Genomic DNA, 26,237 nt, shown 5'->3' with positions numbered 1-26,237 from the left:
TAGCGGCTCCGCTCATCGAATCAATAATGGGTAAACCCTTGGAAGTCAGGGAGTAAGAGATGGCAGTAAAGAGCGTCGACTGGCTCGCGATAGAGGGTGCGTACCTAGCCGGCGTGGATTCGGTGCGCACCATCGCGAGTGCGCACGGTATCTCGGAAGCCATGATCCGCAAGAAGGCCAAGCAGCTTGGCTGGAGCCGTGATCCGGGCGGCACGAAGCGCGCCATGGTCAATGCGCACATGGCTGGCGGTACGCAGGGGAGTTCGCAGGAGGGTGCGCAGATCGCGCACGAGCAGATCGCCACCGCAGCGACTGCCGACATCCAGGACATGGAGCGCGGGCTGGCCGTGCACCGCGCCTGCCTGGTACGGCTTGAAGTCGCGGTCAAGAATGTGGCCGACCCGAAGATCATCAAGACGATCACCGAGGCGGCATCCCTCGCCATCAGCGGCATCCGAAAGATTCGGGGCCTCGACACCCCGAACCCAGCAGATGCAGCCGACCTCGACGCCGCCATCGAAGCCGAACTGGCGTACCTGGAGCGCAGCCGACAAGCTGGCACTGCTCCAGACGCTGAAGGCGCGTAACCGGCTGAGCTGGAAGCCGCTGCCCGGGCCGCAGTCGCAGGCCTACGCCTGCCGGGCGGACGTGATCCTGTACGGCGGCGCGGCTGGAGGCGGGAAGACCGACCTGGCGCTCGGCAAGGCGCTGACCCAGCACCAGCGGGCGCTGATCCTGCGCCGCGAGTACCCCCAACTGTCGGGGATGATCGATCGGTCGCGTGAGATCTACAGCGAGTACGGCGCCTTCAACCAGAAGGGCGTCTGGCGGTGCGAGTTCGCCGGAAAGAAGCGCCTGATCGAGTTCGGCTCCGTCCAGTACGAGGACGACAAGCTGAAGTACCAGGGGCGGCCGCATGACCTGAAGGTATTCGACGAGGCGGCCAACTTCCTCGAGTCGCAGGTGGAGTTCATCGCCGGCTGGAACCGGAGCGAGGATCCGAACCAGCTCTGCCAGGTGCTGCTCTGCTCGAACCCGCCGACCGATGCAACCGGCGACTGGCTGATCCGCTGGTTCGCGCCATGGCTCGACCCGATGCACCCGAATCCGGCCGCGCCCGGCGAGCTGCGCTACTTCGCCTCGGTCGCGGGCCGGCAGATCGAGTGCGCTGACGGGCGCCCGTTCATCATCGCCGAGCAGGAGAACGGCGACCAGGTGCTGGTCTACGAGTTCGACCCGACGACGGTCGACGCGGTGGACATCATCCGGCCGCTGACGCGCACCTTCATCCCGGCGCGCGTGACGGACAACCCCTTCTACGCGCAGTCCGGCTACGTGGCGAAGCTGCAGGCGCTGCCCGAGCCGCTGCGCTCGAAGATGCTGTACGGCGACTTCGCCGCCGGTCGCGAGGATGATCCGTGGCAGGTGATCCCGAGCGAGTGGGTGCGGCTGGCGCAGGAACGGTGGCGCGCCAGGTCCCGGCCGCGCATCCCGATGACCGCCCTCGGCGTCGACGTCGCGCGCGGTGGCCAGGACCAGTCGATCTACACGCCGCGGTACGGCAACTGGTTCGACGAGCAGGTGTGCCAGCCGGGCCTCGCGACGCCGGACGGCTTCGTCGTCGCGCAGCAGGTGTTCAACCTGCGCGAGCCGAGCACGCTGGTCAACCTGGACGTGGTCGGCGTCGGCGCCAGCCCGTTCGACATCATCCACCAGGTGATCGGCGACAAGATCTGGGGCATCTCCGGCGCGGCCCGCACGGATGAGCTGGACATGAGCGGCCAGTTCGGCTTCGTGAACCTGCGCGCCTTGCTCTGGTGGCGCATGCGCGAGGCGCTCGACCCGATCAACGGCGAGGACCTGGCAATTCCGCCGGATCCCGCCTTGGCGGCCGACCTGTGCGCGCCCCGGTACCGGAAGGCACCGCGCGGCATCCTGGTCGAGTCGAAGGAAGAAATCAAGAAGCGCATTGGCCGCTCGCCCGACAGGGGCGACAGCGCGGTGTATGCGCTTCCCGAGCGCAGCGGTGGATTCGCGTTCGGCTCTCTCTAACGGAACCCTCATGGATCACACGAAGCTGCATCAGCGACCGCCGCCGTCGCGCTGGACGCGCATGAAGCGGGCGATCGCCGGCGCGGTGCGGGCGATCCGCGCCGGGCGCGTGGGGCGCCCGAAGCACGAGCCGCAGCGGCGGACCTCGGCATTCGCGCGCCTGCGGCAGACCGGCTCATGGGGCTTGCGCGATGCCCGGCCGCTGATCAAGCCGGTGCCGGCGAACCTCCGGTACTTCTCGAAGACCCCGTACGCCTCGCGCGCGATCCAGATCTACACGCGCTCGATCACCTCGCTGGAATGGGCGGTCAAGGTGAAGAAGGACGTCGCCGAGAACAGCGAGATCAAGCGCCAGCTCGAGGTGACGTCCGCCTGCCTGTTCAGCCCGAACAACCAGGACACGTTCACGACGCTGCTGCAGGCGGTGATCGAGGACCTATGCGTGTGCGGCGCCGGCGCGATCGAGCCCGAGCTGGGCGGCGACAAGCTGCGTCCGCTCTGGATGTGGCCGGTCGACGCGCTCTCGATCCAGATCTACGCCGACTGGGACGGGGACGAGGCGAAGCCCCGGTACTGCCAGACCTACGGCTACGGGAATGTCGGCGTGGCGCAGGGCGTCAACCTGCTGAACCGGGAGCTGGTGTACATCCGGGACCGGGTGACGACCGATTCGCCGTTCTCCTTCGGCATGCTGGAGATCGCCTTCGAGTCGATCAATCGGCTGCTGGGCGTGGCGGAGTACGCCGGCGACATCGCGGCCAACGCCCACCCGGAGAACCTGATCTTCCTGCAGGAGGCCTCGCAGGAAACCATCGAAGCCTTCCGCGGCTACTGGCGGAACGAAATCGAAGGGCAGGGCCAGGTGCCGATCATCGGCGGCAAGGACGCGAAGGTACTGAATCTCCGTGGCGCAAGCGACGAGGCGTTGTACCTGAAGTACCAGGAGTTCGTCATCCGCGAGATCGCGGTGGCCTTCGGCATCAGCGCCCAGAACCTCGGGGTGGAGCAGAACATCAACCGGAACAACGGTGAGGTGGCCGAAGACCGCGACTGGGATCTGTCCATCAAGCCGATGGCGCGCGCGATCGCCTCGTACCTCAATCGCGAGGTGATCTGGGGGCTGCTCGGCCACACGCAGATCGAGCTGACGCCCGGCGGCCTCGACCGCGAGGACGAGAAGGCCACGGCCGACATCTACACGCTCGAATACAAGGGCAACGCGATCACCCCGAACGAGTACCGCGCCCGCCGCAACATGCCGCCGCTGAAGAGCAAGTTCGGCGACATGGTCTTTGCCGACGCCCAGATCGCCATCGAGGCGGCGCGGGGCGCCAAGCAGGTCAATCCTGAGCTGACCAACATCGAGTAGCAGGCCGAACGCCTGCACCCCGCCGCAAGGCAACCCCTCGGGCGTTCGCCCTCACAGGAGCATTCATGGGCCTTCCCATCCATACCGTCGAAGTCTTGCCCGGCAGCAATCCCCCGGCGCAGCCGGATCGCGTCGCCGTGGCGCTGCTCACGGCTGTCGCCACCGCGGCCGGCTCGGGCGCAGGTGCGGCTGTGACCACCGCAATCACCGGTCTGGCGCTGCCGGCCACGTACAGCGTGCAGGTCACGCCGAACCAGGACGCCGTCGCCTACGTGACGAGCAAGAGCCAGACTGGCTTCAGCGTGGTGCTGAACCCGCGCCTGGCGGCGAACACCCTGGCCGCCGGCACCGTCGACATCACCATCTTCGCGTAACCCCCACGCGCCTCGTGCGCGCCCCTTCGTTTCATCTTCCACGCACAGGAGAACGCCATGGGCGTCCGTACTTCCATCCTCGCCATCACGCCGCTCACGGCGGAAACCTCGACGGCCGCTGCCAACGGCCAGGATCTGCCCGGCATGCTGAATTTCGCCGCCGAGAAGGTCGCCGACGCGATTCAGGTGCTCAACGCGATCGCCGACTTCCTGCCGGCCGGCTCGAACCTGACCGCGATCAACGCGCAGATCACCGCGCTGACCTGATCCACCACGTCGACACGCGCGCCTGACCGGGCGCGCCAATAGGAGCTTCCATGGCGAAAGCTAATTCCGATGCCGCGAAGGGCGCGGCCGCCGAGGCGAAACAGCCCGAGAAGGCGTCGAGCCTGTACCAGGCGCTGGAGAAGGTCGCGGAAAAGGCGCTGACGGACGGCGATCACGCGGCGTACCAGGTGCTCCACCCGGTGGTGGTGGCGCTGGCCGGCGCGAAGTTTGCAGCCGGCCAGGCTGCTCGCACGCCCGCAGCTCAGGATGCGCTCGAGCTGCTGGAACGCGTCAAGTCGCTGTAACGGAGCCGATGATGTCGCTGTCGAAAGAAGAACGGGACAAGCTCCCCGCCGACCAGTTCGCGGTGCCGGGCAAGCGCAAGTTGCCGATCCATGATGCGCCGCATACGCGGCTCGCATGGGACATGGTCGACCGCACGCAAGGCCTGAGCGATACCGAGCGCCGTGAGGCGCGAGACAACATCCGGCGGCGCGCGAAGGAACTCGGCATCGACACCACCGGCTGGCACGCGGTCCGCGCTGCTGCGCTGGCCGCTGCTACAGCGATGACGCTCTGGGGCATGTCGCTGAATGTTCCCGAGGTCACCGACCACCCGAACCGCATGCCGTTCTCCGGCGTGCTCACGTTCGTCAACCAGCCGTCCGATCTGCCTCCGGGTGGATCTGGCGGCAAGCGCACCTACCTGCCGAAGGATGTTGCCGAGAAGGCTCTCGGGAGCCTGCTCGGCATGGCTGTCGATTTCTCCGACGACCTAAGCGCCCACGACGTCACCCAGAAGATCGGGGTCATCACGAGCGCTGAGATCGTCGGCGACGAGGTGCGGATCGAAGGCTTTTTCTACGCCGCGGACTTTCCGCAGGAATGCGCCCGCATTCAGGAAGAGAAAGAGGACCTGGGCTTCAGCTACGAAGTCCGGGCTCAAACTCGCCCGATGGGTGACCTGCTTCAGATCGTGAGCTGCGTGTTCACCGGGGCCGCCGTCCTCTACAAGGACAAGGCCGCCTATCAGTCAACGTCTCTGGCCGCTCAGGCCGAACAGGATATCGAGATGAACAAGGAAGAAATGGAAGCGCTGCTCGCCGGCGCGCTGGGTCCGATCACGAAGCAGATCACCGACGTGACCGCGCAGGTCGCCGCGCTGAAGGCTTCGACGGAAACCGCCGTGCACGCGAACGCCGCGATGCGCGAGCGCGTCGCGCCGCACGCGACGGCGCTGCGCAACTGCGCGGCCGCGATGGAAGCGGCCGGCATCGGCCTGCACAGCGCGCGCGGGCACGTGAAGGTGCTGCACCACATGGCGGCGAGCATGGAAGCCGAGGCGGCCGGCGGCCACCTGCCGCACATCTACCGCGACCACGACTGGGGCTTCTCCGCCTCGAGCGATCCGGCCGAACTCGCGGCCGCTGCGGCGGCTGCAGCCGCGCGCGCGAAGCCGGCCGACGCGTCGGGCCTCACCGCCGAGAACCCGGTGATCAAGGGCATCACCGACACGCTCGCCGCGCTGGGCACGCAACTGACCGATCTCAAGGCCGCGGCGTTCAAGGGCGCCGAGGCACCGCAGCGCCGCACGATCTCGTCGGAGACGATCGCGCTGCTGGCCAAGGGCGGTCTCACGCTCACGGACGAGCAGAAGAAGGAGGGCATCACCGAAGAGCAGATCGACGCGACGCTGAAGGCGGCCGGGGTGACGAGCATCACCGCCCGCATCGCCGCGAAGCAGAAGATCGCCGCCGACGGCTTGCTGCGCAAGTAAGCGCGGCTCGTTCGCCCTCAATCCAGCCCCTACAGCTACAGGAAAAGTCATGAGCAAACTCATCGCACGTTCGGCGGACACGTCCACCGACGACGCGCTGCTCGCACTGGGCAACGTGCTCGGCGCCAGCGGCAACACCGTGCAAGCACTGTCGGCCGCGGCCGACTACAGCGGCCCCGGCGCTCTCGAAGTGCCGGTGTTCGAACGCGAGATCGTCGACCTGATCCGTCGCGAATCGCCGATGCTGGCCATCACGGAGCACAACCCGGCGACGGGCCACCCGCACCGCTACTTCGAGCAGATCGCGATCGCCACCGCGAGCTCGAACGATCCGCGCAACCTCGCGGCCACCCCGACGGGCCCGACGCGCGTCGAGCGTGCGGCGTTCATCAAGGCGACCGTCGCCCAGTCGAACCTCTCGCTGTTCGACCGCGACGTGACCGAGCAGCAGGGCCAGTTCGCGACGCTGCAGGCGAAGGACGTCGAGGACATCCTCACGGCGATCATCGTCTGGCGCGCCAACATGTACTGGGCCGGCACGGACACGTCGCTGCTGATGCCGACCACGCTGCAATGGGTCGGCGGCCTGGAGCAGATCACGCAGCAGGCCACGATCCCGTACGGCTCCTCGATCATCGACGGCCTGAAGACGATGGTCGCCACGATGATGGCGAACAAGATCTTCAAGCCGAAGCCGACGGCGATCGGGCTGAACCCGCTGCTGATCGACAAGATCGAGAAGGAAGCGAAAGCGTCCCACATCGAGCTGCGCACGAAGGAGATCGTCGCGGGCGTGACCGTGAAGTACCTGGCCACGCAGGCGGGCGAGCTGCCGCTGATCCCGGATCCGTACATGCCGACCGACACGACCGGCAAGTATGGCTTCGCGAATCCGCCGAATGGCCTGAGCAACTACTACGCGGCGATCCTGACGATGCCGATGGTCGAGGTGGTGTACATCGGCAAGGGCACCAACGGCCAGCCGCGCATCTTCCAGCTCGGCCTGACCGGCAACCTGGCCGGCCAGTTCGTCGGCGTGCAGTTCGACGCGCTGCTGTTCAAGGGCTACAGCTACGCCCACGCGGTGGTGGCGGTCGTCAGCAACTGACCGGCCCAGCAGTAGCAGCGGTCGAATCGGGCGCCTGTGCGAGCAGGCGCCCGTTTTCTTTTCTCTCCCCTGAAGGGCGACATGAACCTCTACCTCACCACCGGCAAGCGTGATCACCTCGTGATCTGCCAGCCCGGCAAGGAATTCCCGACGTCGGATTTCCTCGCCGAAAACGGGAATCCGATCACCTTCACGGTCCAGTTCATCGACGGGAAGGCGAAGGACGTGCCGACCAACGTTGGCAACTACCTGATCGACAAGGGCGTCGCGCAGCGCTCGCCGATCATGACGGACCTCGCGATGGCGAAGCGGCTCGAGGTGCACGACGAGCGCGTCCGCACCCACATCATGCTGGCCTCGCAATGACGCAACGATCCGATATCTCTGGCGTCGGTGGCGAACTCGGGCCCGCGCTGCAGTGCTTGCAGAGCGCTGCGCAGCTCGGCCTCACCGGCAACGTGCCGCCCAACGGCAGTCTGGCAGGTCCCGCCCTGGTGTCGAACGGCTGGAAGCTGTTCTCGGTCGGTCTGAAGAGCACGCAGGCCGGCCAGATCAGCGTCCAGCGCTTCCTCGACCTCGCGGGCACCATACCTCAAGGGGCGGCGGTGACGGCTGCGCTGACCGCCAACACCGCAGCGTCTGCGACCGTCGGCACGGACGGCCTCCCGTTCGCCAGCGTGCAGGTCACGGTGACGAACTCCAGCGGCTCGGCCGCGACGCTCTCCGCAGTCCAAGGGCTCTTCCAGGCTTCCTGACATGCCGTCTTCCTACCTCTCGGATGCCGATTACACGACCTACGGCCTTCCCGCGTCGACGACGGCCAACCAGGTGACGCAGGCCTCGACCATCATCGATCTGTACCTGAAGCGCCCGGACGGCCTCGTGTGGATGCCCGACGGCACTGGCGCGCCGGGGTGGATGGCGGCGATGTCGCCGACGATCACCTACCAGGCGGCCGGCCCGATCCCGGCGGGGCAGAACGTGCAAGTCGAGATAACGGGTGGCGTGGCCGCGCTGCAGGTGGGTGACGTGGTGATTCTGGACCGCGAGAACAGTCAACTGGCCGAGCCGGTGGCGATCGTCTCCTTCGGCGACGGGCTGCAGTCGATCGCCGGCGTGAAGCCGCCCGTGACCGTGATCCTCCAGAACGTGGTGTTCGACCACCCGGGCCCGTGCACGCTCGATGCCGGCATGGTCGTGAAGCAGCACAAGTACCTGCCGGAGGGCCGGCCGCTCACGAACTTGGCTTTCACCCCAATCGCCCGACTGCTGGCCGGCCAAGGACGGTACGCCTACGGGCGGCGCGGTGCATCCTCGCGATACCAGGTGGACGAGTTCAACCTCATAGCGTCGCTGTCGCACTTCGGCGGCCCGCCGGTGTGGGAGTTCTTCCCGATGGTGAACACCGGCGTGGACTTCGAGACGGGGCAGGTCTGGGTGCCGGCCGGCGTGATGCTGGCGTACTACAGCGAGGTCAACCTCTGGTACGTCGCCGGCTTCCCGGCGTCCGGCCTGCCGCCGGCGGTGAAGATGGCGTGCGCCAACATCATCCAGGCGAAGGCGAATTCGATGCAGCTCGGCGCGACGAAGAAGTACCAGGCTGGCGACACTTCGCTCGAGCGGTTCGCGGCGACGCTGATCGATGACGACACGAAGGCGATGCTGGCTCCCTACATGGCGAAGGCCTGGTCATGAGCTTCATGTACCCGAGAACCATCTCGATCAGCCGGCAGGCGGTCTCGACGGCCGGCGGCCTGAAGCCCTACAGTGGCGCCGATCCGGTGGCTGAGCAGGTGCTGTTCAGCGGCCTGCCGGCGTCGATCCAGCAGACCAGCACCAGCGCGAAGCCGGACGCCAACCTGCCGGCGGACGCCCGTAGCCGATCGATCTGGCGCGTGTTCATGCCGCTGTCCGCCGGCGTGCCGGCCGGCGCGGTGCTGCGCGGCGACATCGTCACGGACGACGCCGGCCAGCGCTACCAGGTCTGGGCGCCGTACGTGAATTCGCTGGGACCGAACCTGCTCGTGGAGCGGCTGGAGGCGTAAATGGCAGACGTGCAGGACGTGCTCGACACCGTGGCCGCGCAGGTCGCCGGGTTCGTGTACCCGAACGGCACCGGGCAACCCTCGGTGTCAGGGAAGGCCATCAACGTCTTCCCGGGCTGGCCGATGCCGAACCAGATCGACGTCGACATGCCGACGGGGGTGGCCGACGTCAGCGTGTATGCGACGCCGACCGAGCGCAACACGACGCGGTACCAGCCCAAGCAGAAGGTCATGTCGATCGCGGCCGCGACAGTGACCCTCACGGCAGCCGGCGGCACGCTGACCGTCGGGGGCGTGATGCCGTCTCCCTTCACGCCGCACAACGTTGCCGCGCTGATCAACGGCCAGGCGTTCATCTATCCGGTGCAGCCGACTGATTCGCTGACCTCGGTCGCGACCGGGCTCGCCAACCTGATCGCCTCCCAGTACCCGGGAACGACGAACAGCGGCCCGGTGATCACGCTGGCCGCCGGCGTTGAGGCCGCGGTGGCGCGCGTGGGCACGACCGGCACCGTCACCACCGAGTGGGAGCGGCAGGCGCAGTTGTTCCAGATCACGGTGTGGGCGCCGGACCCGGCGACGCGCAAGGCGATCGGCGCCGCCATCAAAGAAGCGCTCGCGCCGATCACGTTCATCACCATGCCTGACGGCTACGGCGCGCGGATTCGCTATGTCCGCAACGTGCTGTCCGACGTCGCTGAGAAGGTGCACGTCTACCGGCGCGATCTGTACTACGAGATCGAGTACGCGACGACGGCAACGGAGCAGGTGGCGACGGTGGTGGCCACGAAAGTCGAGGTCGAAACCCAGGCCGGCACGCCGGTCTTCACACGCACTTATTAGGAGCCAGCATGGCAAAGAATGATCAGACGGAAGGCGAGGCTGTTGAGTCCGCCGAAGGACAACCCGACGTCAACAACAAGAAGCCCCTCGCGGATCGTCCGCTCGTCGTCGTGCACGCGTTCGGCGACTACCGTCGCGGCGACGCAATCACCGATCCCCGCGAGGTGGCCGCCGTGCTCGCCAGCGAGAACGCCAACCACTGTCGCAAGGTAATCCCGCAGTAATCCACCTCACACCGCCAAACTGGCCGCCTTTCGGCGGCTTTTTGCATTTGGGAGCCGCTAGATGGGCACGATGATTTACCAGTATGGCCAGCTCAACACCGCTGGCGCGATGGCGCCGGGCGCCTACGTCCAGATCGTCAAGCCGCCGCCGGTGGTTGCCGGCGTCGCGACGAACGGTTACGGCCTGGTCGGCGTGGCCTCGTGGGGCCCCGTGAACAGCCCGGTGGTGACCGGCTCGCCGCAAGCGAACCAGTCGAACTGGGGCGCCGTCACGAACCGGCAGCGGGATCTCGCGACGGCGATCGCCATCGCGTTCGCGATCGGCCAGTACAACAACGTCGCGGTGCGTGTCACGGACGGCACCGACACCGCGGCGACGGGCACGCTGAAGGATGCGTCCAACGCGGTGGGAGCGACCCTGACGGGCTACTACACGGGCTCGCTCGGCAACAGCCTGGTGGCGACCCCCTCGACCGGGACCAAGCCGAACAGCTACAAGGTGACGCTGGCGCTGCCCGGCTTCCAGCCGGAGATCTTCGACAACATCACGCAGGGCGTCAGCGGCGCGACCGTCACGCCCGGCACCGGCTTCACGTCGGTGCCGAACCTGGCGATCTCGGCGCCGCAGGCGGCTGGCGGCGTGCAGGCCGCTGGCAACGCATCGCTGAAGGTTGTGTCGGCGAACGTGTCGGGCGGCGGCGCGAATGGTGGGAGCGGGTTCGTCACCGGCGATACGGTGACGCTGGCAAACGGCGTGGTGCTCGGCGTGACGGCCTCGTCCGGCGCCATCACGGCCCTGTCCGTGACGAACGGCGGCACGCTGACGGGCGGCTCGGTGCCGACCAATCCGTCCGCGCCGCAGTCGACGTCTGGAGCCGGCACCGGCGCGCTGATCAACCTCGTCTGGGGCCTCGGTCCCGTGTCGATCACGAACCCGGGCAACGGCTACACGAGCGCCACGGCGACCCTCTCAGGCGGCGGCGCGGGGACGGGCGGCGCAGTCACGCTCGCCACCAGCATCTGGTTGAACCTGGTCAACGCGATCAACCAGGGCCAGTCGGGGGTGCGCGGGCCGTCGCAGCTGGTGGTGGCCACCATCGGCACGTCGGCGGCCGCGCCGGCGCTGACCGCGGTGACGCTAAGCGGTGGCACGGACGGCGCGGCTGGCGTGACGGACGCGACGCTCGTGGGCACCAACACGACGCCGCCGACCGGCATGTACGCGCTGCAGAGCGCCGGCGTGCAGACCATGAACCTCGTGGACCACTCGACCTCGAGCCAGTGGAGCACGATGGCGGCCTTCGCCCAGCAGTTCGGGTTGTTCGGTGCGGCGCAAGGCCAACCGGGGCAGTCCATCGCGACGGTCTCGACCAACCTGAACACCGCCGGCGTCGACACCTACGGCCTGAAGTGCCTGGTCGGCGACTGGGTGTACTGGCAGGACACGTTGAACAACGTGCAGCGGCTGGTCGGCCCGGCGACGATCTGGGGGCCGATGCGCGCGAACCTGGCGCCGAACCAGTCGACGCTGAACAAGCCGGTTCTCGGCATCGTGGGCACGCAGCGCTCGGTGCAGGAGGTCCCGTACTCCGGTCCGGAAACCCTCTCGGCGGTGCAGGCCCGGCTCGACTTCCTGGCCAACCCGGCGCCGGGCGGCAACTACTTCGCCTTCCAGACGGACCGCAACGTGTCGAGCGACGCCGCGACGAACAGCGAGGCGTACACCACGATGACGAACTTCCTGGCGCTGACGCTGGCGGCGAATTACGGATTCGTGGTGGGCAACCCGCAGACGGACAACCTGCGCACGGAGGTGAGGGATTCGATCACCTCGTTCCTGACGAACCTGTGGCTGGTAAGCCAGTACATCGGCGACGTGAACAACCCGCAGGCGGTGCCGTTCAAGGTCACGCTGGATGCGTCGAACAACCCGGATGCGCAGGTCGCGATCGGCCTGATGCAGTGCCTGGTGGTGGTCAAGTTCCAGTCGATCGTTCGGGAGTTCCTGATCTCGCTACAAGGCGGCTCGACGGTGCAGGTGACCGTCAGCAACGGCTCCTGAGTTCGACCGGCCGGCGAATGCCGCTGGCCGGTCGTCGTTCGGTCCATTTCTTCTGTCCGGCCACGCGCCGGCTTTTTCACATCAGGAGCCGCAAATGGCTGGCACCAACGATTTTTCCGTAGGGCGCGACGGGGCGCAACTCACGATCATCGATTCCAACTTCGGGACGGTGACCATCAACGGCATCACGAAGTTCGAGGCCAAGCCGGCCGTCGTGAAGCTCAAGAGCGTGCAGATCCGCGGCCGGATTCTGCATAAAACCGTCCCTGACGGCCATGCGCTCTCGTTCGAGATCGACCGCCAAGATCCCTCGTACGAGCAGTACTTCGCCGACGCGGAGGCTGCGTACTATGCCGGGCTGCCGGCCGCGGCGATTTTTCTGACTCACACGATCAACAATCCGGACGGGACCGTCTCCCAGTACCAGTACCTCGATATGGCGCTCGCGCCGGATGACGACGGCAGCTGGGAAGGGCAGGCGAAGGTCACCCAGAAATTCAGCGCCGAGGCCGGGCGCAAGATCCGACTCGCATAAGGAAGCCACATGAACCAGAAAGTGATCGTTCGCCCGCAGGGCGCCGCCGGAGAAGCGCCCGCAGCACCGCTGACGCCGTCCCAGACCGTGATCTCGCAGGGCGCGAGCGAAGTGACCGTCGTCGACACCGCGGGGCGCGCGATCGTCCTGCGCAAGCCCGGCCCGCTCGCTCGGCTGCGATTCATCGACGCGATGGGCGAGTCATCGGCCAACAAGCTGTGGGCCGGCACGGTGTGGCCGCTGATGTTCGTCGTGTCGATCGACGGCGTCCCGGTGCCGCCGCCGGCCCAGAAGGCGCAAATCGAGGCGCTGTATCAGCGGCTCGACGAGCACGGGTACGAGGCGCTCTCGGAGGGCGTCAGCGCGCACTTCAGCGCTGAGCAGTCCAGCGTCGACGAGGATCTCGCAAAAAAATCGTAGGTGACCCCGAGACGCGCCGGTGCCTCTGGCTGGTGCGTCACGGCGTGCCGTTCGACGTCGCCTTCGGCATGGACGACACGACGCGATTCGCGTGGTCGGTGATCTTCTCGGAGCAGGAAACCGGGAAGACCTACAACTTTTCGACAGGGCAGTTCGAGGGGGGCGCATGAAACGGTTCAACAGCTTCGGCGCGTTTGCCGCCCACCTCGAGCGTCTCGCGCTGGCCGGCCCGGAGGTGGTCCACTTCATCGCGGACCGCGCGGCAGAAGACATCGAGAAGAACGCCAAGGGGATGCTCGGCGAGTACCAGTCCGCCGTTGGCCAGTTTCCCGCGTGGGAAGAACTGGCCGAATCCACCCAGGCAGAGCGGGCGCGGCTGGGCTATTCGGAGAACGACCCGGGCTTTCGTTCGGGTGAGGCGCAGGCGTCGATCGGACGGCACGTGGAGCACGGGCACGCTGTCGTCGGGTCGAGCGACCAGAACCTGGTCTGGTTCGATCTGGGGACGTCCAAGCAGCCCCCGCGCCCGGTGTTCGGGCCGGCCGCCATTCACGCGACGCCGCGGATCATGGCGATGGCGGCCTGGACGACCTTCGCATGGGTGTCCGGCCGCGGCTGGCGGCGCGGTCGCCTTACCAGCGGCGGTTGAAGTAGGCGAACAGGAACAGGATGCTGCAGATCGTCAGGTACACGCCGATCCGCGGCACGAACAGCAGGGCCGTCGGCCCGAAGATCGCCACGAACCGGTTGATCGGCGGCCGGTGCGCCCACCAGGCGCGGAACCCGTGCGGGTGGCCGCTCAAGCTGCGGAGCCGCGGCTTGGGGTATTGGACCCACGAAATGTGATCGGCCAGCCATTCGTGGATGCGGTACGAAATTCGCATGTTCCCTCCCAGAAGCCATTGATTTTATAGCGAAATGATCAACGTCTACGACATCGGCACGACCCTGAAGCTGGTTGACCGGGTGTCGCCCGAGCTGCTCAAGCTCTCGCGCGAGTTCTCGAAGGTCGACGCGATGGCGCTCCAGCTCGGGAAGCGCTTGCAGAAGATCGGCGCGGAAGCCGGCGGGGTCCGCAACGTGGCAGCCGCGTCGAAGGCGCTCGATTCCAGCCTGAAGGCGGTCGGCAACCAGGCAGCGCTGGCCGAGCGGAACCTGCGCGGCATCAAGGGCGCCATCCCGACCGGGAAGATCGGCATCGAGGCGGAGTTGACCGCAGCGAACGTGCAGGCGAAGACGCTGGCCACCACGCTCGCCGGCATGCGCGGTGGCCGCTGGTTGCCGGGCCCGGGCGGCGGAGGCGGTGGAGGTGGCGGCGCGGGACGTGGGGGCCACGGCGGCCGGATTCACGGCGGCAACCTGCATTTCGGCTCGCACGGTATTGGCATCGGCGGCGTGGGCATGGGCCTGATGAGCGACGCCCTGGTGCCGCTGGGCGCGGCCATGGTCGCCGGCTATGTGGGCAAGCAATTCTACGAGTCCGCCAAGAATCTCCAGACCGAGCACGCCCGATTCAAGCTGTTCGGCATGGACGACGCCCAGAACAAGAGCGCGTTCGATTTCGCCCACAACCTGCACGCCTATGCAACGTCCGAGAACGAGGCGATGCATTACATGAACGAGGCGCAGGCGGTCTTCCGCGAGTCGGGCGAAACCGGCGAGAAGGCCCTGGCCGGCGCCAAGATGGCGGCGCCGTTCCTCGCGAAGATGATGGCGGCCAGCTCGATCCTGTCCGAGGAGTCGCAGGCGAAGTTGAAGCACGAGTCGCTCGCGATGTTGCGGGCGGTCGAGCTACAGGGCGGCGCGCGCGACTCGCAGCGCTTCGCGGAGCTGGCCGACTTCGGGTTCCGGATGACCCAGACCTCGGGCGGCCAGGTGAACTGGGAGCAACTTCGGCAGATGTACCGCACTGGCGGCGTGGCAGTACAGCGCATGGGCATGGACGCGATCGCCGAGCTGGAGCCGATTATCGGCGAGTTCAAGGGTGGCTCATTCGCAACGGCGATGCGGACTGCGTACAACCGCATGAACGGCATTATCAAGCTTCCCAATCAGGCAGTGCATGAACTGATTAAAGCCGGGATCTGGGACAAGTCGAAAGTCGAGTTGAACGGGAACGGAGGAATAAAACGATTCCTTGGAAATCCTCTTCAGCACTCGGACGAGTATGCCAACAACGCGGCTGAATATTATTTCAAATACGTTCGGCCTTACTACGACAAGCAGGGCTACAAAGATACCGATCGCGATCGTATGAACGCTATGTTCTTCGGGAGCACTGGCGGGAATCTGTTTTCGAAGATCGATCAGCAGGAACCCGTGATTCGATCTGCCCTGGAGGCGTTCCAGAAGACCAAAGGACTAGATCCGGCGCTAGATCTAGCGAAAGGCACGGCGACTGGCGCTGAGAAAGACTTCGAAGCCGCGTGGACGGACTTCAAGACGCAGTTTGGAAACTCCATGCTGCCCCAGGTGACCGAAATTCTCAGGACCGGTACGGAGGTGCTCCGCGCCATTGCCGCATTTGCAAATAGCGACGCGGGTAAGGCAATTCAGTCCATGGGTTCGATGATCACGGGGGCTGCTGCGTGGCCGTGGCACCTCATTGGCAGCATGTTCGGCGGAGACAAGCAAGCGACTCCGGACCCGACTGTCCCGAAGAAGGACGCCTCCACTGGCAACGTCCACACGACGATCAACCTGGACGGTCGCAAGATCGCTCAGGCCGTGACGCCGTACATGGCCGGCGCGCTCGGGTCCGGAATGTATGGCTTGGGCGTCGATCCGACGGTGGCGGTCCCGATGCCTGGTATCAAGGGCGGTTGATATGGCTACGACTCTCATCCTCGGCGACTTTGAGTTTCAAGATTTCGAGGTCCCGGAAGTTATCGGGTTCGGTGGAGACCAACGCCTCTCGATCAAGAAAATGCTGGGCGGCGTGCGCGATGTGCAGGCGCTCGGGACGGACCCGCGGCCGATCGAGTGGGCCGGGCAGTTCTTCCCGACCCAGGACGGCCAGACGGCGCTCGACAGGGCTCTGACGCTCAAGCAGATGATGGACGCGGCGCAGCCGCTCTACCTGTCGTGGGACGAGATCTACCTGCAGGTGTTCATCCGCAGCTTCGACCCGGATTATCGGTTCGCGCGCATCCCGTACCGGATCTCGTGCGAGGTGGTCGCCGATCTGACGGCGCCGGTCTACGAGGCCGGTGAGCCCGATGCGGACGACCTCATCGACGGCGATCTGGATTCCGCCAACTCGCTGACGGAAGGCATCGGCGACAGCACGCTGAGCGGCCTGATGGACACGGTATCGAGCGCAGTGGGCTCGGTTTCGACGTTCGTTGGTGCGGCGCAGAGCACGGTCGCGTCGGTGCTCCAGCCACTGAATGCTGCGGCCCAGCGCGTGTCGTCGCTGATCGCGTCGACCGACTCGGTTCTGGCCAGCGTGGGCGTGCCGGCCGGCGTGCTGCCGTCGGTACCGCTCCTGTCCAATATCTCGGTCTTCACGTCGCAGCTCGGGGCGTGCGGCCAGCAGACCCAACTGCTGCAGCTCAGCGGCCTGCTCGGGCGCATTAAGACGAATCTGGGCCTGGTGAACTCGAGCGTGCGCACGACGACCGTGCCGGGAGGAAACCTGTTCGATATCGCGTCGAAGGAGTACGGCGACCCTACGGCGTGGACGCTCATCGCGAATGCCAACAACCTGACCGACCCGACGCTGGCGGGCATCTCGACGCTGATCATCCCGCCTTACGTGGCCAGCGCGAGCGGCGGCGTCCTTTCTTCCTGATCCATGACTTCATTCCTCCAACCGACCGCACGCTCGCCGCGCGGGGCGGTGAAGTTGAACGGCGAACTGATCAAGGGGTGGATCGAGCTGGAGGTCGACAACAACGCGTACTACGCGGCGGACACGTTTCGCTGCACATTCGCCGGCGCGCAGCTGCCGCCGGGCCGCAATGTCGCTTGGTTCTCCGAACAGCAGGACATGTACGTGGAGCTGTTCATCGGGTTTCCTGCCGATCCGCTGAATTTCAGCCCGTCGGACCTCAAGAGCTTCATCTACGGCCAGGTCGACCACGTCGTGATCGATCCGGCCGCCTACACCGTCAGTGTCGATGGGCGTGATCTGTCGCGGGTGTTCATCGACAACAAGACGACGCAGAAGTGGCCGAACAAGACGTCGAGCGAGATCGCTACTGCTCTCGCGAAGTCGCACGGCCTGACGCCGGTGGTGACCGCGACCACGACGCAGGTCGGGAAGTACTACGAGATCGACCACGTCAACATGGCGGACGAGCGATCGGAGTGGGACATTCTCAACTACTTGGCCAACATCGAAGGATTCAAGGTGTGGGTGCGCGGGCAGTCGCTGTACTTCCAGGCGCCGCTCGATCCTGCGAAGACGACGCCTTACCCGATCGTCTACGTGCCGCCGGGCACGACAGCCGGCGCGAAGGCGAACTTCGAGGCCGCACGGTTCACGCGCGCGCTGACGATATCGCGCGGCATCCAGGTGAAGATCCGCAGTTGGAACAAGAGCTACGCGAAGGGGTTCACGGTCGCCTATCCGTCGAACGTGAAGACGATTCGCGTTGGATCGTCGGCAGTTGGCGCCGGCGCGCAGATCTATTCGCGGACCGTGCCGAACCTGACGCAGGACCAGGCGCTGCAGTATGCGCAGAAGTGGTACCAGCAGATCGTTGCGCACGAGATGAAGCTGGAAGGTGTCGCGCTGCCCGGTGACAACGACCTCGACATCCCGTCGATGCTGTCGCTCACCGGCACCGGGACGAAGTTCGACCAGGCGTATTACACCGACAACATCCGGCGCACGCTCAGTTTCGAGGGCGGCTACGACATGATCATCGGTGCGAAGAACCACTCCCCAGACTCCGAGGTGACCCTATGAGCTATCCGGCTCTGGCAAACGCGATTCGGCAACAGGCCCTTGGCACTCATGGTTTGGCCTCACTGCCTCAACTGGCGACGATCAGCAGCTATGACCCGAATCGGCACGCTGTGAAGGTGGTCATTCAGCCCGTCGATCCCACGGTAGGCGAGGCGGAGTCGAACTGGATGCCGCTCGGCGCGATCGGCATCGGCAGCGGCTGGGGCGTCGCCGTCGGGCCGAAGCTCGGCGACCAGGTGCTGGTGGTGTACGAGGGTGGCGATTTCTCGTCTGGCACGGTTGTGGCGCGCGTCTTCTCGATTGCACAGCCGGCACCCGCGGTACCGTCTGGCGAGATCTGGGCAGTGCACGAGAAAGGGCAGTTCCTGAAGCTGACCAACGACGGAAAGCTCACCGCGAACGATGCGGCAGGCTCGACGGTGGTGATGAATGGCGATGGCACTGGAACCGTGGCGTTCGCGGGCGGCCTGAAGGTCAACGCGGACACGATCATCAATGGCACGTTGACCGTGACCGAGACGATCACCGGCGAGGCCGGTATCACGATCACGGGTGAGAACCCGACCGGGGCGGCATCGACCATCACCGGCGATTTCAAGATCGTCGGCGACATCGATTCGACCGGCTCGATCACGAACAACGGGAAGCACGTGGACAGCACGCACGTGCATTCGAATGGCAACGGCGGCGCGAATACAGGGACTCCGGTGAGCTGATGGTCGATCTCTACCACTACTACGGCACGGACCTCTCCGCGTCGCCGTCCGGCGATCTCGTGGTCGCCGATGGCCCGACGACGGGCGTGCAGCGGGTCTATCGACGTCTGCTGACGAATCCAGCCCTCTCAGATGCGGCCGGAAATCCGATCGCCTCGGCCGACTACACGTGGCAGCCGCAGTACGGTGCCGGCGTGCCGAGGAAGATTGGCTCGCCTGGCAACGTCCCGGTGACGACGGCGCTGATCAAAGGGCAGATGCTGCTCGAGGCGGCTGTCGCTCGACAGCCTCAACCGCAGATCAGCCTGACGCAGACGCAGAACGTCGTCAGCACGTCGATCTCCTATACCGACGCGAACACGGCGCAGACGCAACTGGTGTCGTTCGATATCTCACAAGAGCCCTAAATGGCAAATCTGTCTACCCAGTCGTTCGCGACGATCGTTCAGAACTTCGCCACCGCGGTTCAGGGGGCGGCGTCGCAGCTCATCGACTTCACCGTTGGCTCGGTGCTGCTCGCCATTGCGGAGGCCACCGGCGGTGTTGCGCTCTGGCTGCAAGGGCTGGTGCTCCAGGTGTTGGCGCTGACGCGGGCCTCGACGTCGACAGGCGCTGACCTGGATAGCTGGTTCGCGCAATTCGGCTTCGCGCGGTTGCCGGCGGACGCTGCAACGACGCAGGAGACGTTTTCTCGCTTCACGCCGACGAGTCAGGCGCTCGTGGAGGTTGGAGGTATCGTCCAGACCGCCGACGGCACGGTCCAGTTCGCTGTCGTGGCCGATACGACCAATCCGGCATACAGCGCGGCTCAAGGCGGCTACGTGATTCCGGCCGGCCAGGCGAGCGTGTCGGTGACGGTGCAATGCACGGTTGCAGGCACGATCGGGAACGTCTCCGCCGGGGCACTGAACACGCTGGGCACCGCGATTCCCGGCGTCGATTTCGTCTCAAACTCGTTGGCCGTCCAGAACGGCGTCGACGCCGAATCCGACGCTGCAGCGCGCGCTCGGTTCGTCTTGTGGGTGGCTGCGATCGGGGGCGCCACGCTGGCCGCAGTGAAGGCGGCTGCCAACAGCGTCGCGCTGAACGTCAAGAGCACGATCCTCGAGAACCAGCAGTACAACGGCCAGCCGCAGAACGGCTACTTCACGGTCATCACGGACGACGGGACGGGAGATCCGCCGAGCAGCACGCTGGATGCTGTCGGTGCAGCGGTTGAAGTGGCGCGGCCGCTCTGTTCGACGTACAGCGTGCACGGTCCGCAGGATGTGACCGCCAACGTGACCATGGCTATCACCACAACCGGCGTGACGCACGCCACCGCGGTCGAGCAGGTGACTGCTGCGCTCTCGTCCTACATCGAAGGCCTGGGCGACGGCGTCTCGCTTCCGTACACCATCCTCGCCTCGATTGCTTACGGCGTCGCTGGCGTCACGAATGTGACCGGGGTGCTGCTGAACGGCGGCACGAGCGACATCACGGTCACCAACACCCAGCGCGTCATGCCTGGAACCATCACGGTGAACTGAATGGCAACGGGAGATTCGACAGATATCTTGTCGCGGCTGAAGTCTTACATGCCGCGCGGGTGGTTCGGCGACTGGGCGGAAGCACCGATCATCAGCGCGGTGCTGTCGGGAGTCGCCGCAGTGCTCTCGACCATCTACTTGCTCGTGCAATTCGCATGGGCGCAAACCAGGCTCCAGGCGTCGACTGGCGGTTGGATCGACCTGTGGGCGGCAGACTTCTTCGGCGACAGCCTGCTACGCAAGGCGGGAGAAACGGACGCCTCCTACATCGCACGGATCAAGCTGACGTTGTTCCAACGGCGAGCAACGCGGCCGGCTATGGATGCGGTGCTCACGCAATTAACAGGGCGGCACCCGGTCATTTTTGAGCCCGCGCGGCCGCTCGACACGGGTTGCTGCGGTGCGAACACCGGTCCGAACAGCTTCTGTGGCGTGGCCCGGATGGGGTCCATTGCGGCTCCGTTCACTGCCCTGATCACGGTCTACCGACCTCAGGTGACGGGCGGCTCATTGGGGGCCGCCTACGCGAATGCGCCCACGTGGTCCGCGCTCTCGGCACCGACGTCGCACGGCTACACTGGCTCCCTTACCCAGGAAGTCACCCAGGCGACGGATGCAGACATTTTCGCCGCCGTGAATGCGACTCGGCCGGCGGCCACGAAGATTGGCGTGTGCATCACGAACTTCGGTGTGCCCACGCCGGTGCTCGGCGCGAATTTCGTACTGGATCAATCAACACTCGACTGATGCGGCAAGGGCCGCATTCACCTCCACCAAGCCCGCCTCGTGCGGGCTTTTTCATTTTCAGGCCATCACATGCGTCGCATCGAAACGTATATCGGGCAGCAAGTCTACGAGTGGACATTCTCCGCTCAGGCGCAGCAAACCATGGTGGGGCTGGCGAAGCTCAGCTCGGCGGTGCTCGGCACCAACACCGTCGTGCAGGGGCTTGCGTGCACCCCGACATCGCCGGCCGGCATGACTGTCCAAATCGGGAAGGGCGAGATCTACCAACTCGAGAACCTGGAAGCGACCACGTGCGGCACGTTGCCGGCCGACACGACCGATCAGATCCTCAAACAGGGCATTCAGCTCGAAACGTACATCAGCTCGGCGTTTGCGCCGCCCGGTACGAGCGGGCAGTCGATCAGCTACCTGATCGAGGCGCAGTATCAGGACAGCGATATCAGCCTTGATCCGACCACCGGGAACGCTCCGGTGGTGCTGCAGTTCTACAACGCCGCGAACCCGGCGACCCCGTGGTCAGGGCCCGGTAATACGGGTGCGACGAGCAACACATTCCGCGATGGAGTGGTCGCATTTCAGGTGAAGGCCGGGATCCCTGCGACGAGCGGGACCCAGGCGACGCCGTCGCCGGACACCGGCTGGGTGGGCCTTTGGGTGATCACTGTCGCGTTCGGCCAAACCTCGATCACGTCGGCGAACATCGCCCAGTACTCGGGCGCGCCGATTCTGCCGAGCGGCCTTCTTCAATCGGTTCAGACCGGCAACCTCAACTTCGGCACCGACGTTGGCGCGGTCAACACGCTGCAGGCGAATTTCCCCGTTCCGTCTACGACTCTCACCGACAACCAGGCCTTCTGGGTGAAGGTGGCGAACACGAATACCGGGGCGGCGACCTTCACCCCCAACCCGGGCGTAATCGCGGCTGCGCCCATCGTCGGCGTTTCCCAGAGTGCTCTCACGGGCGGCGAGCTCGCCGCGGGCGGTCGTGCGCTGCTGCTCTGGCGTGCCGACATTTCCTCGTACGTGCTGATCACCTGTACTGGCAGTGTGCAGTTGGGAGCACCGCGCTTCCAGATTTTTACATCGAGCGGCAACTTCACCGTGCCGCCCGGGGTGACGACGATCTATCGAACTGGCTGTGCCGGTGGGGGAGGTGGCGCCGGATCGCCGAACATCCCCGCCAACAACATCGTCGCCGGTTCTGCTGGTGGTGGTGCCGGTCGATCGTGGATCCGAAACCCAATGTCGGTGACACCTGGCCAGGTCGTTCCGATCGTGATCGGAGCTGGCGGCGTAGCCGGCGCCGTCGGGGGCACCGGTGGCAACGGGAGCAACACCTCGGTGGGATCTGACGTGCTGCCCGCGGGTGCAGGTGGCCAAGTGGGGAGCAGCGGCGCGCCGACGCAGGCATGGCCCGGCCAACCCGGCGGCAACGGATTCCCGAACGGCGAATACGGCCAAGACACGTCCCAGTACGGACCTGGCGCGACGGGTGGCCGCGGTGGCGGCGGCCCGTTCGGCGCGAGCGGAGCGCCCGGCCGCGGCGCGATTGGCGGCGTCGCCAACCTGATCGCCCCGTCCGCTTCCTATGGCTACGGCGTCGGCGGCTCCGGCGCGGGTGGGTCGTATGGCCCGACCACTACGACGGGGACCACTAACGGCTCCGTCGGTACGCCCGGCATGCCCGGTTTCATGCTCATTGAATGGTGATCACGATGGCTCGATACGCATATTTCGACGCGCAGGTGAAGGCGGTGTTGGGCTGGATCGACACCGAGGCCTACGGCTACGCAGAGGATCCGCTCAAGGCTTTCCCGGAGTCCCAGATGCTGCCCATCACCGACGACGCTGACTGGCACCCGAACGACGGGCAGCGCTGGTATGTCGTGAACGGCAGCTTGACCAATGTGGCGCCGACGTCGTCGAACTGACCGGGGAAGAGGACCATGAATCGCATTTTCAAAACGCTGCTGCTCGCGGTCTCGCTGGTAGCCGTCTGTGCGCCCCATCTCGCGATGGGGCAGTTTGTTCCTGGCCAGGTGCTGACCGCGGAGCAGTTGAACACGGCATTCAGCCGCGTTGCCGCAAACGCATTGCCGGTGGCGGGTGGAACCCTCACGGGGCCGCTCAACGGCACCACGGCGTCGTTTGCGACGGGCAACTTCTCGACCGGCAATTTCGCGACGTTGACCAGTACGGGGAGCGTTTCGTTCTCGACGCCTCTTTCGTTTGCCTCGGGCGGCACCGGCGCGACCACGGCGCTGGGCGCGACCGGCAATCTGCAGTTCCAGGCATCGCTGTCCGGCGCCGGCGGCCGCTCGGTCGCAAGCAAGCTGAGCGACGTGGTGAGCATCCTCGACTTCCCGGGCTGCGACAAAACCGGTGTAGCCGATAGCACGGCCTGCATCCAGGCCGCGCTGAACTCGGGAGCGAAGACCGTCTATATCCCGGCGGGCCAGTATCGCGAGAGCGGCCTGGTCTTGCCGCAGACCGTCGGATTCACGCTCTACGGAGACGGCCCGAACAGTGTCCTGATCCAGACGGGCGGCTCGATCAGCTATCCGGCGATCGCGGGCGCCTTCACGTTCGACTCGCACTCGACGATCCGTGATCTGAAGTTCGACGGCACCGCCGGCACCGCGAACACGCTCGACACCACGTTCGCGCAGACGCTCGACCTGCTGAACCTGGCCTTCAACAATGTCCCGGCCGGCTATTCGTCGATCAAGATCGACGGCAACCCGACGACGTCGGTCTACATGCACGACGTGCGGCTGAAGAACATCCGCATCTACTCGACGACTGCCGGCAAGGCCGGGATCGAGTTGGGGGCGTTCGCATCCGACTCGACGATCGACGGCTTCATCATGAACGGCGGGTTCGTCGTGAACTACTGCATCTACGCCAACCCCGGCGCGCAGACCACGATGATCCAGAACTCGCATCCCTACAACGCGTCGATCAACGTCGTGCGCCTGGCAGGGAACAACAACGACTTCGGGTTCTTTGGCAACACGATCGACAACGCGCTCGGCGACGTCTTGTACATCAAGAACTCCGCATACACGCGTATCGCATCGACGTGGATCGAGTCGATCAACAGCCTTCAGCGCGGCCTCGTGCTGGATGGCTCGTCGAACAATACCGCCATGGGGCTCGGCTGCCAGACATACGGGGTGACGAACGCAACATCGTGCGTCGCCGAGATCAACGGCGCTGCCGGAAACCAGATCTTCGGCGCGCAGCTCGACAGCGCATCGAACTACTCCGCGCCGTTCAATCTCACCGGATCGGGAAGCTTCTACCAGTCCGTGAACAGCGGCAACTCGTTGAGCTCGATGAGTGCTGCGGCCGGCTCGTCGCCAGCGCTGGCCGCCATCGGCTCGGACGCCACGATTCCCGTGACGCTCAGTCCCAAGGGCGGCGGCGCGGTGCAGATGAAGCTGAGCAACTCGGCCACGGCGAGCTTCTATTCCGACACCGCATCCGAGCTCGCGGTCGAGGCATACAACACGGCGTCAGCCGGGACGAAGTTCAACATCAATCTCACCAAATACGGCGGCCGCCTGCTCGTCGGCGGCACGGACGACGGCACTAACAAGCTGCAGGTTGGAGGCTCGGCCGCCGTCTACGGGAACCTGGCCGCGACCGGCACCGGCGCGATGCCGTTGTATTCGACCTCCGGCGCGGCCGCCAACGCGCCGCACATGGTGAAGGGGACGGCGACACTCGCCTCGGGCGCGGCCACGGTCACGCTCTCGGGCGCAGCTGCCTATACCTCGTCGACCAGCTATGCATGCACGGCCACCGACACGACCGCTACCAACGCGGTGCGCATCTCACAAACCTCCGGCACCTCGTTCGCTTTGAGCGGCACCGGAACCGACGTCGTGCAGTTCGTTTGCACTGGAACCTGAGCGCGCTGCACTTCCTTTCCCGGGGATCAAATGCCTGAACAAAGATCGACCAACGCTGGCGTCGAGGAGCGACTGCGCAGCGGAGACCGCCGCTTCTCGAAGTTGGAAGCACGAATGAACCAGATGGAGGCGCAGGTCAGGAGTCACCTCGAGCGCCAGGACGCACACCTTCGGCAGCAGGACGAACACCTCCGGATACAAGACGGAAAGCTCGACACCGTCGTGGCCAATACGCAGTCCATGGTCGAGACGTGGCAGGGCGGTCAGAAGGTGATGCGTGCGCTCTGCCGGATTGCCGATGCATGGCGATTTCTGATGCGCAACGTGGTCGGGCAACTGGCCGCGTTCACGCTGGTCGCCATCGTCATTTATCGCTACCTGCATCACGAGCCGGTGCCCGACTGGGCGCATGCGGCCTTCACGTTCCTCTTGGGGTGACCATGACACCGAATGACTTCATCAACGCGATCTCGCCGGCGGCGTGCCAACTGGCGACGTCCACCAAGATCCCGGCGAGCTTCGTTGTTGCGCAGGCCGCGCTCGAGTCCGGGTGGGCTTCCTCGCAGCTCGCCCAGCGCTACTTCAACCTGTTTGGGGTGAAGGCAGACGGCTCGTGGAAGGGGCCGACGGTCATGCTGCCCACGACCGAGTACGTGGCGGGGAAGCCGACCACCGTGACAGCCAGGTGGCGCGTCTATTCCGACTGGCTCGCGAGCCTCAACGATCACGCACAGTTCCTGATCGTCAATCCCCGCTACGCCGCCGCATTCGCGTACACCAGCGGCACGACGTTCGCGACCGCAGTCGCGGCGGCTGGCTACGCCACCGACCCGAACTATGCGGCGAAGATCATCGCCATCATCAAGTCGCACAACCTGAGCGCGCTCGACGGCTAACGTCGCGTGTAATTCACCACCCGGCCGCCGCGAGCGGCCTTTTTTTATGCCGGAGGTTCGGATGTACATGCTGCTGGTTTTTGTTGGTGCAGTGCTGCTGTATGGGGCGTGGGGCGCGCTCGTCCTGATGGGTAAGGCGGATGCGCCAGGCTACGTCGCGGCCTTGGCCGCGGGCCTCACCTTCCTGGGTAAGCACGTTTCCCAGGGACGGGGGGCAGGCGACAGCGGCGCATCCTCGCCCGGGGCGCCCCCGACTTCGGACGCCGTCGATATCAAGCCCTCGCCCGGGATATCGGTCGCTGTCGCGGTACCGCAGAGCGGCGCATCGGATCAGGCCTCGGCGTCGGCGCCCACTGGCCGGCCGCCGGTGCCCACCCTGCAGTAACGCCTCATCTGACGTCCACGCACCCACGCTTTTCCCACCCGCCGCGCTCGCGGCAT

General features: G+C 65.8%; 33 protein-coding genes. 32 read left to right on the top strand and 1 reads right to left on the bottom strand.

Annotated elements, in window-relative coordinates; all coding sequences use genetic code 11:
* Window positions 1–59: 59 nt before the first annotated feature.
* The 19 genes from KS03_RS26870 to KS03_RS26785 all read left to right on the top strand — a co-directional run bounded on the left by KS03_RS26870 (window position 60) and on the right by KS03_RS26785 (window position 13,725).
* Entirely contained in the window at window positions 60–587 is a 528-nt protein-coding gene (locus KS03_RS26870; protein ID WP_015876040.1) for a hypothetical protein, read from the top strand.
* Entirely contained in the window at window positions 493–2,052 is a 1,560-nt protein-coding gene (locus KS03_RS26865) for a hypothetical protein (RefSeq protein WP_045678919.1), read from the top strand. The genes KS03_RS26870 and KS03_RS26865 overlap by 95 nt, the downstream gene beginning before the upstream one ends.
* A gap of 10 nt (window positions 2,053–2,062) precedes the next feature.
* Window positions 2,063–3,421: a phage portal protein gene (locus KS03_RS26860; RefSeq protein ID WP_017433415.1), complete on the top strand. Its 1,359-nt coding sequence runs from the start codon at window positions 2,063–2,065 to the stop codon at window positions 3,419–3,421.
* Between the two features lie 65 nt (window positions 3,422–3,486).
* Entirely contained in the window at window positions 3,487–3,795 is a 309-nt protein-coding gene (locus KS03_RS26855) for a hypothetical protein (protein WP_015876037.1), read from the top strand.
* 57 nt (window positions 3,796–3,852) lie between these two features.
* Complete coding sequence (locus KS03_RS26850; RefSeq protein WP_017433414.1) at window positions 3,853–4,062, top strand: hypothetical protein; 210 nt, start codon at window positions 3,853–3,855, stop codon at window positions 4,060–4,062.
* Window positions 4,063–4,112: 50 nt separating this feature from the next.
* Window positions 4,113–4,367 carry a hypothetical protein gene (locus KS03_RS26845; RefSeq protein ID WP_017433413.1) on the top strand — a complete coding sequence of 85 codons (255 nt, stop codon included), beginning with the start codon at window positions 4,113–4,115 and terminating at the stop codon, window positions 4,365–4,367.
* A gap of 11 nt (window positions 4,368–4,378) precedes the next feature.
* Window positions 4,379–5,839, top strand: coding sequence for a DUF6582 domain-containing protein (locus KS03_RS26840; protein WP_232252246.1), 1,461 nt, complete (start codon window positions 4,379–4,381; stop codon window positions 5,837–5,839).
* Window positions 5,840–5,888: 49 nt separating this feature from the next.
* Window positions 5,889–6,947 carry a hypothetical protein gene (locus tag KS03_RS26835; RefSeq protein ID WP_015876035.1) on the top strand — a complete coding sequence of 353 codons (1,059 nt, stop codon included), beginning with the start codon at window positions 5,889–5,891 and terminating at the stop codon, window positions 6,945–6,947.
* An 81-nt stretch (window positions 6,948–7,028) separates the two neighbouring features.
* Window positions 7,029–7,313 (top strand): hypothetical protein, encoded by a 285-nt coding sequence (locus tag KS03_RS26830; RefSeq protein ID WP_015876034.1) that lies wholly within the window; start codon window positions 7,029–7,031, stop codon window positions 7,311–7,313.
* Window positions 7,310–7,702, top strand: coding sequence for a hypothetical protein (locus tag KS03_RS26825; protein WP_043307270.1), 393 nt, complete (start codon window positions 7,310–7,312; stop codon window positions 7,700–7,702). The genes KS03_RS26830 and KS03_RS26825 overlap by 4 nt, the downstream gene beginning before the upstream one ends.
* Before the next feature lies 1 nt (window position 7,703).
* Window positions 7,704–8,642 (top strand): hypothetical protein, encoded by a 939-nt coding sequence (locus KS03_RS26820; RefSeq protein WP_015876033.1) that lies wholly within the window; start codon window positions 7,704–7,706, stop codon window positions 8,640–8,642.
* Window positions 8,643–8,647: 5 nt separating this feature from the next.
* Window positions 8,648–8,992, top strand: a complete 345-nt coding sequence (locus KS03_RS26815) for a hypothetical protein (protein WP_232252248.1) — start codon at window positions 8,648–8,650, stop codon at window positions 8,990–8,992.
* Between the two features lie 18 nt (window positions 8,993–9,010).
* A complete protein-coding gene (locus KS03_RS26810; protein ID WP_232252250.1) occupies window positions 9,011–9,835 on the top strand; it encodes a hypothetical protein in 825 nt (274 codons plus the stop codon).
* 8 nt (window positions 9,836–9,843) lie between these two features.
* Window positions 9,844–10,059 (top strand): hypothetical protein, encoded by a 216-nt coding sequence (locus tag KS03_RS26805; RefSeq protein WP_043307268.1) that lies wholly within the window; start codon window positions 9,844–9,846, stop codon window positions 10,057–10,059.
* A gap of 61 nt (window positions 10,060–10,120) precedes the next feature.
* On the top strand, window positions 10,121–12,121 hold the full coding sequence (locus tag KS03_RS26800; RefSeq protein ID WP_015876030.1) for a phage tail sheath protein: 2,001 nt from the start codon (window positions 10,121–10,123) through the stop codon (window positions 12,119–12,121).
* A gap of 94 nt (window positions 12,122–12,215) precedes the next feature.
* Entirely contained in the window at window positions 12,216–12,656 is a 441-nt protein-coding gene (locus KS03_RS26795) for a hypothetical protein (RefSeq protein WP_015876029.1), read from the top strand.
* A 9-nt stretch (window positions 12,657–12,665) separates the two neighbouring features.
* A complete protein-coding gene (locus tag KS03_RS26790; RefSeq protein WP_015876028.1) occupies window positions 12,666–13,076 on the top strand; it encodes a hypothetical protein in 411 nt (136 codons plus the stop codon).
* 44 nt (window positions 13,077–13,120) lie between these two features.
* A complete protein-coding gene (locus KS03_RS33110; RefSeq protein ID WP_257739402.1) occupies window positions 13,121–13,246 on the top strand; it encodes a hypothetical protein in 126 nt (41 codons plus the stop codon).
* Window positions 13,243–13,725, top strand: a complete 483-nt coding sequence (locus KS03_RS26785; RefSeq protein WP_015876027.1) for a hypothetical protein — start codon at window positions 13,243–13,245, stop codon at window positions 13,723–13,725. The genes KS03_RS33110 and KS03_RS26785 overlap by 4 nt, the downstream gene beginning before the upstream one ends.
* Here the strand turns inward: KS03_RS26785 and KS03_RS26780 are convergent.
* Window positions 13,709–13,960 (bottom strand): hypothetical protein, encoded by a 252-nt coding sequence (locus KS03_RS26780; RefSeq protein WP_017433231.1) that lies wholly within the window; start codon window positions 13,958–13,960, stop codon window positions 13,709–13,711. The two genes, KS03_RS26785 and KS03_RS26780, sit on opposite strands and share 17 nt — an antisense overlap.
* 34 nt (window positions 13,961–13,994) lie before the next feature.
* On the opposite strand from KS03_RS26780, the gene KS03_RS26775 reads away from it, so the two are divergent.
* The 13 genes from KS03_RS26775 (at window position 13,995) to KS03_RS26715 (ending at window position 26,181) form a co-directional block, all read left to right on the top strand.
* Window positions 13,995–15,902, top strand: coding sequence for a hypothetical protein (locus KS03_RS26775; RefSeq protein WP_015876026.1), 1,908 nt, complete (start codon window positions 13,995–13,997; stop codon window positions 15,900–15,902).
* A 1-nt stretch (window position 15,903) separates the two neighbouring features.
* Window positions 15,904–16,869 carry a LysM peptidoglycan-binding domain-containing protein gene (locus tag KS03_RS30580; RefSeq protein ID WP_015876025.1) on the top strand — a complete coding sequence of 322 codons (966 nt, stop codon included), beginning with the start codon at window positions 15,904–15,906 and terminating at the stop codon, window positions 16,867–16,869.
* A gap of 3 nt (window positions 16,870–16,872) precedes the next feature.
* Window positions 16,873–17,991: a hypothetical protein gene (locus KS03_RS26765; protein ID WP_015876024.1), complete on the top strand. Its 1,119-nt coding sequence runs from the start codon at window positions 16,873–16,875 to the stop codon at window positions 17,989–17,991.
* The gene (locus KS03_RS29040) at window positions 17,988–18,707 is read left to right on the top strand and encodes a phage baseplate assembly protein V (RefSeq protein ID WP_015876023.1); all 720 of its coding nucleotides are present in this window, start codon (window positions 17,988–17,990) and stop codon (window positions 18,705–18,707) included. Before KS03_RS26765 ends, KS03_RS29040 begins: the two co-directional genes overlap by 4 nt.
* Window positions 18,707–19,114 (top strand): hypothetical protein, encoded by a 408-nt coding sequence (locus KS03_RS26755; protein ID WP_015876022.1) that lies wholly within the window; start codon window positions 18,707–18,709, stop codon window positions 19,112–19,114. Before KS03_RS29040 ends, KS03_RS26755 begins: the two co-directional genes overlap by 1 nt.
* Window positions 19,115–20,236 carry a baseplate J/gp47 family protein gene (locus KS03_RS26750; RefSeq protein WP_015876021.1) on the top strand — a complete coding sequence of 374 codons (1,122 nt, stop codon included), beginning with the start codon at window positions 19,115–19,117 and terminating at the stop codon, window positions 20,234–20,236.
* Window positions 20,237–20,983, top strand: a complete 747-nt coding sequence (locus KS03_RS26745; protein ID WP_015876020.1) for a hypothetical protein — start codon at window positions 20,237–20,239, stop codon at window positions 20,981–20,983. It begins immediately after the preceding gene.
* Between the two features lie 69 nt (window positions 20,984–21,052).
* Window positions 21,053–22,693 carry a glycine-rich domain-containing protein gene (locus KS03_RS32995; RefSeq protein ID WP_015876019.1) on the top strand — a complete coding sequence of 547 codons (1,641 nt, stop codon included), beginning with the start codon at window positions 21,053–21,055 and terminating at the stop codon, window positions 22,691–22,693.
* Window positions 22,687–22,914 (top strand): hypothetical protein, encoded by a 228-nt coding sequence (locus KS03_RS26735; RefSeq protein WP_017432425.1) that lies wholly within the window; start codon window positions 22,687–22,689, stop codon window positions 22,912–22,914. The genes KS03_RS32995 and KS03_RS26735 overlap by 7 nt, the downstream gene beginning before the upstream one ends.
* A gap of 15 nt (window positions 22,915–22,929) precedes the next feature.
* Entirely contained in the window at window positions 22,930–24,900 is a 1,971-nt protein-coding gene (locus tag KS03_RS26730; RefSeq protein ID WP_015876018.1) for a pectate lyase family protein, read from the top strand.
* 114 nt (window positions 24,901–25,014) lie between these two features.
* Complete coding sequence (locus tag KS03_RS26725) at window positions 25,015–25,338, top strand: hypothetical protein (protein ID WP_232252252.1); 324 nt, start codon at window positions 25,015–25,017, stop codon at window positions 25,336–25,338.
* Between the two features lie 2 nt (window positions 25,339–25,340).
* Complete coding sequence (locus KS03_RS26720) at window positions 25,341–25,796, top strand: glycoside hydrolase family 73 protein (RefSeq protein ID WP_017432426.1); 456 nt, start codon at window positions 25,341–25,343, stop codon at window positions 25,794–25,796.
* A gap of 61 nt (window positions 25,797–25,857) precedes the next feature.
* A complete protein-coding gene (locus KS03_RS26715) occupies window positions 25,858–26,181 on the top strand; it encodes a hypothetical protein (RefSeq protein ID WP_045678918.1) in 324 nt (107 codons plus the stop codon).
* Window positions 26,182–26,237 lie beyond the last annotated feature (56 nt).

The organism is Burkholderia glumae LMG 2196 = ATCC 33617 (genome assembly GCF_000960995.1).
In the GTDB taxonomy this organism is placed as follows: Bacteria; Pseudomonadota; Gammaproteobacteria; order Burkholderiales; family Burkholderiaceae; genus Burkholderia; species Burkholderia glumae.
This window is presented reverse-complemented; position numbering and strand designations above follow the sequence as displayed.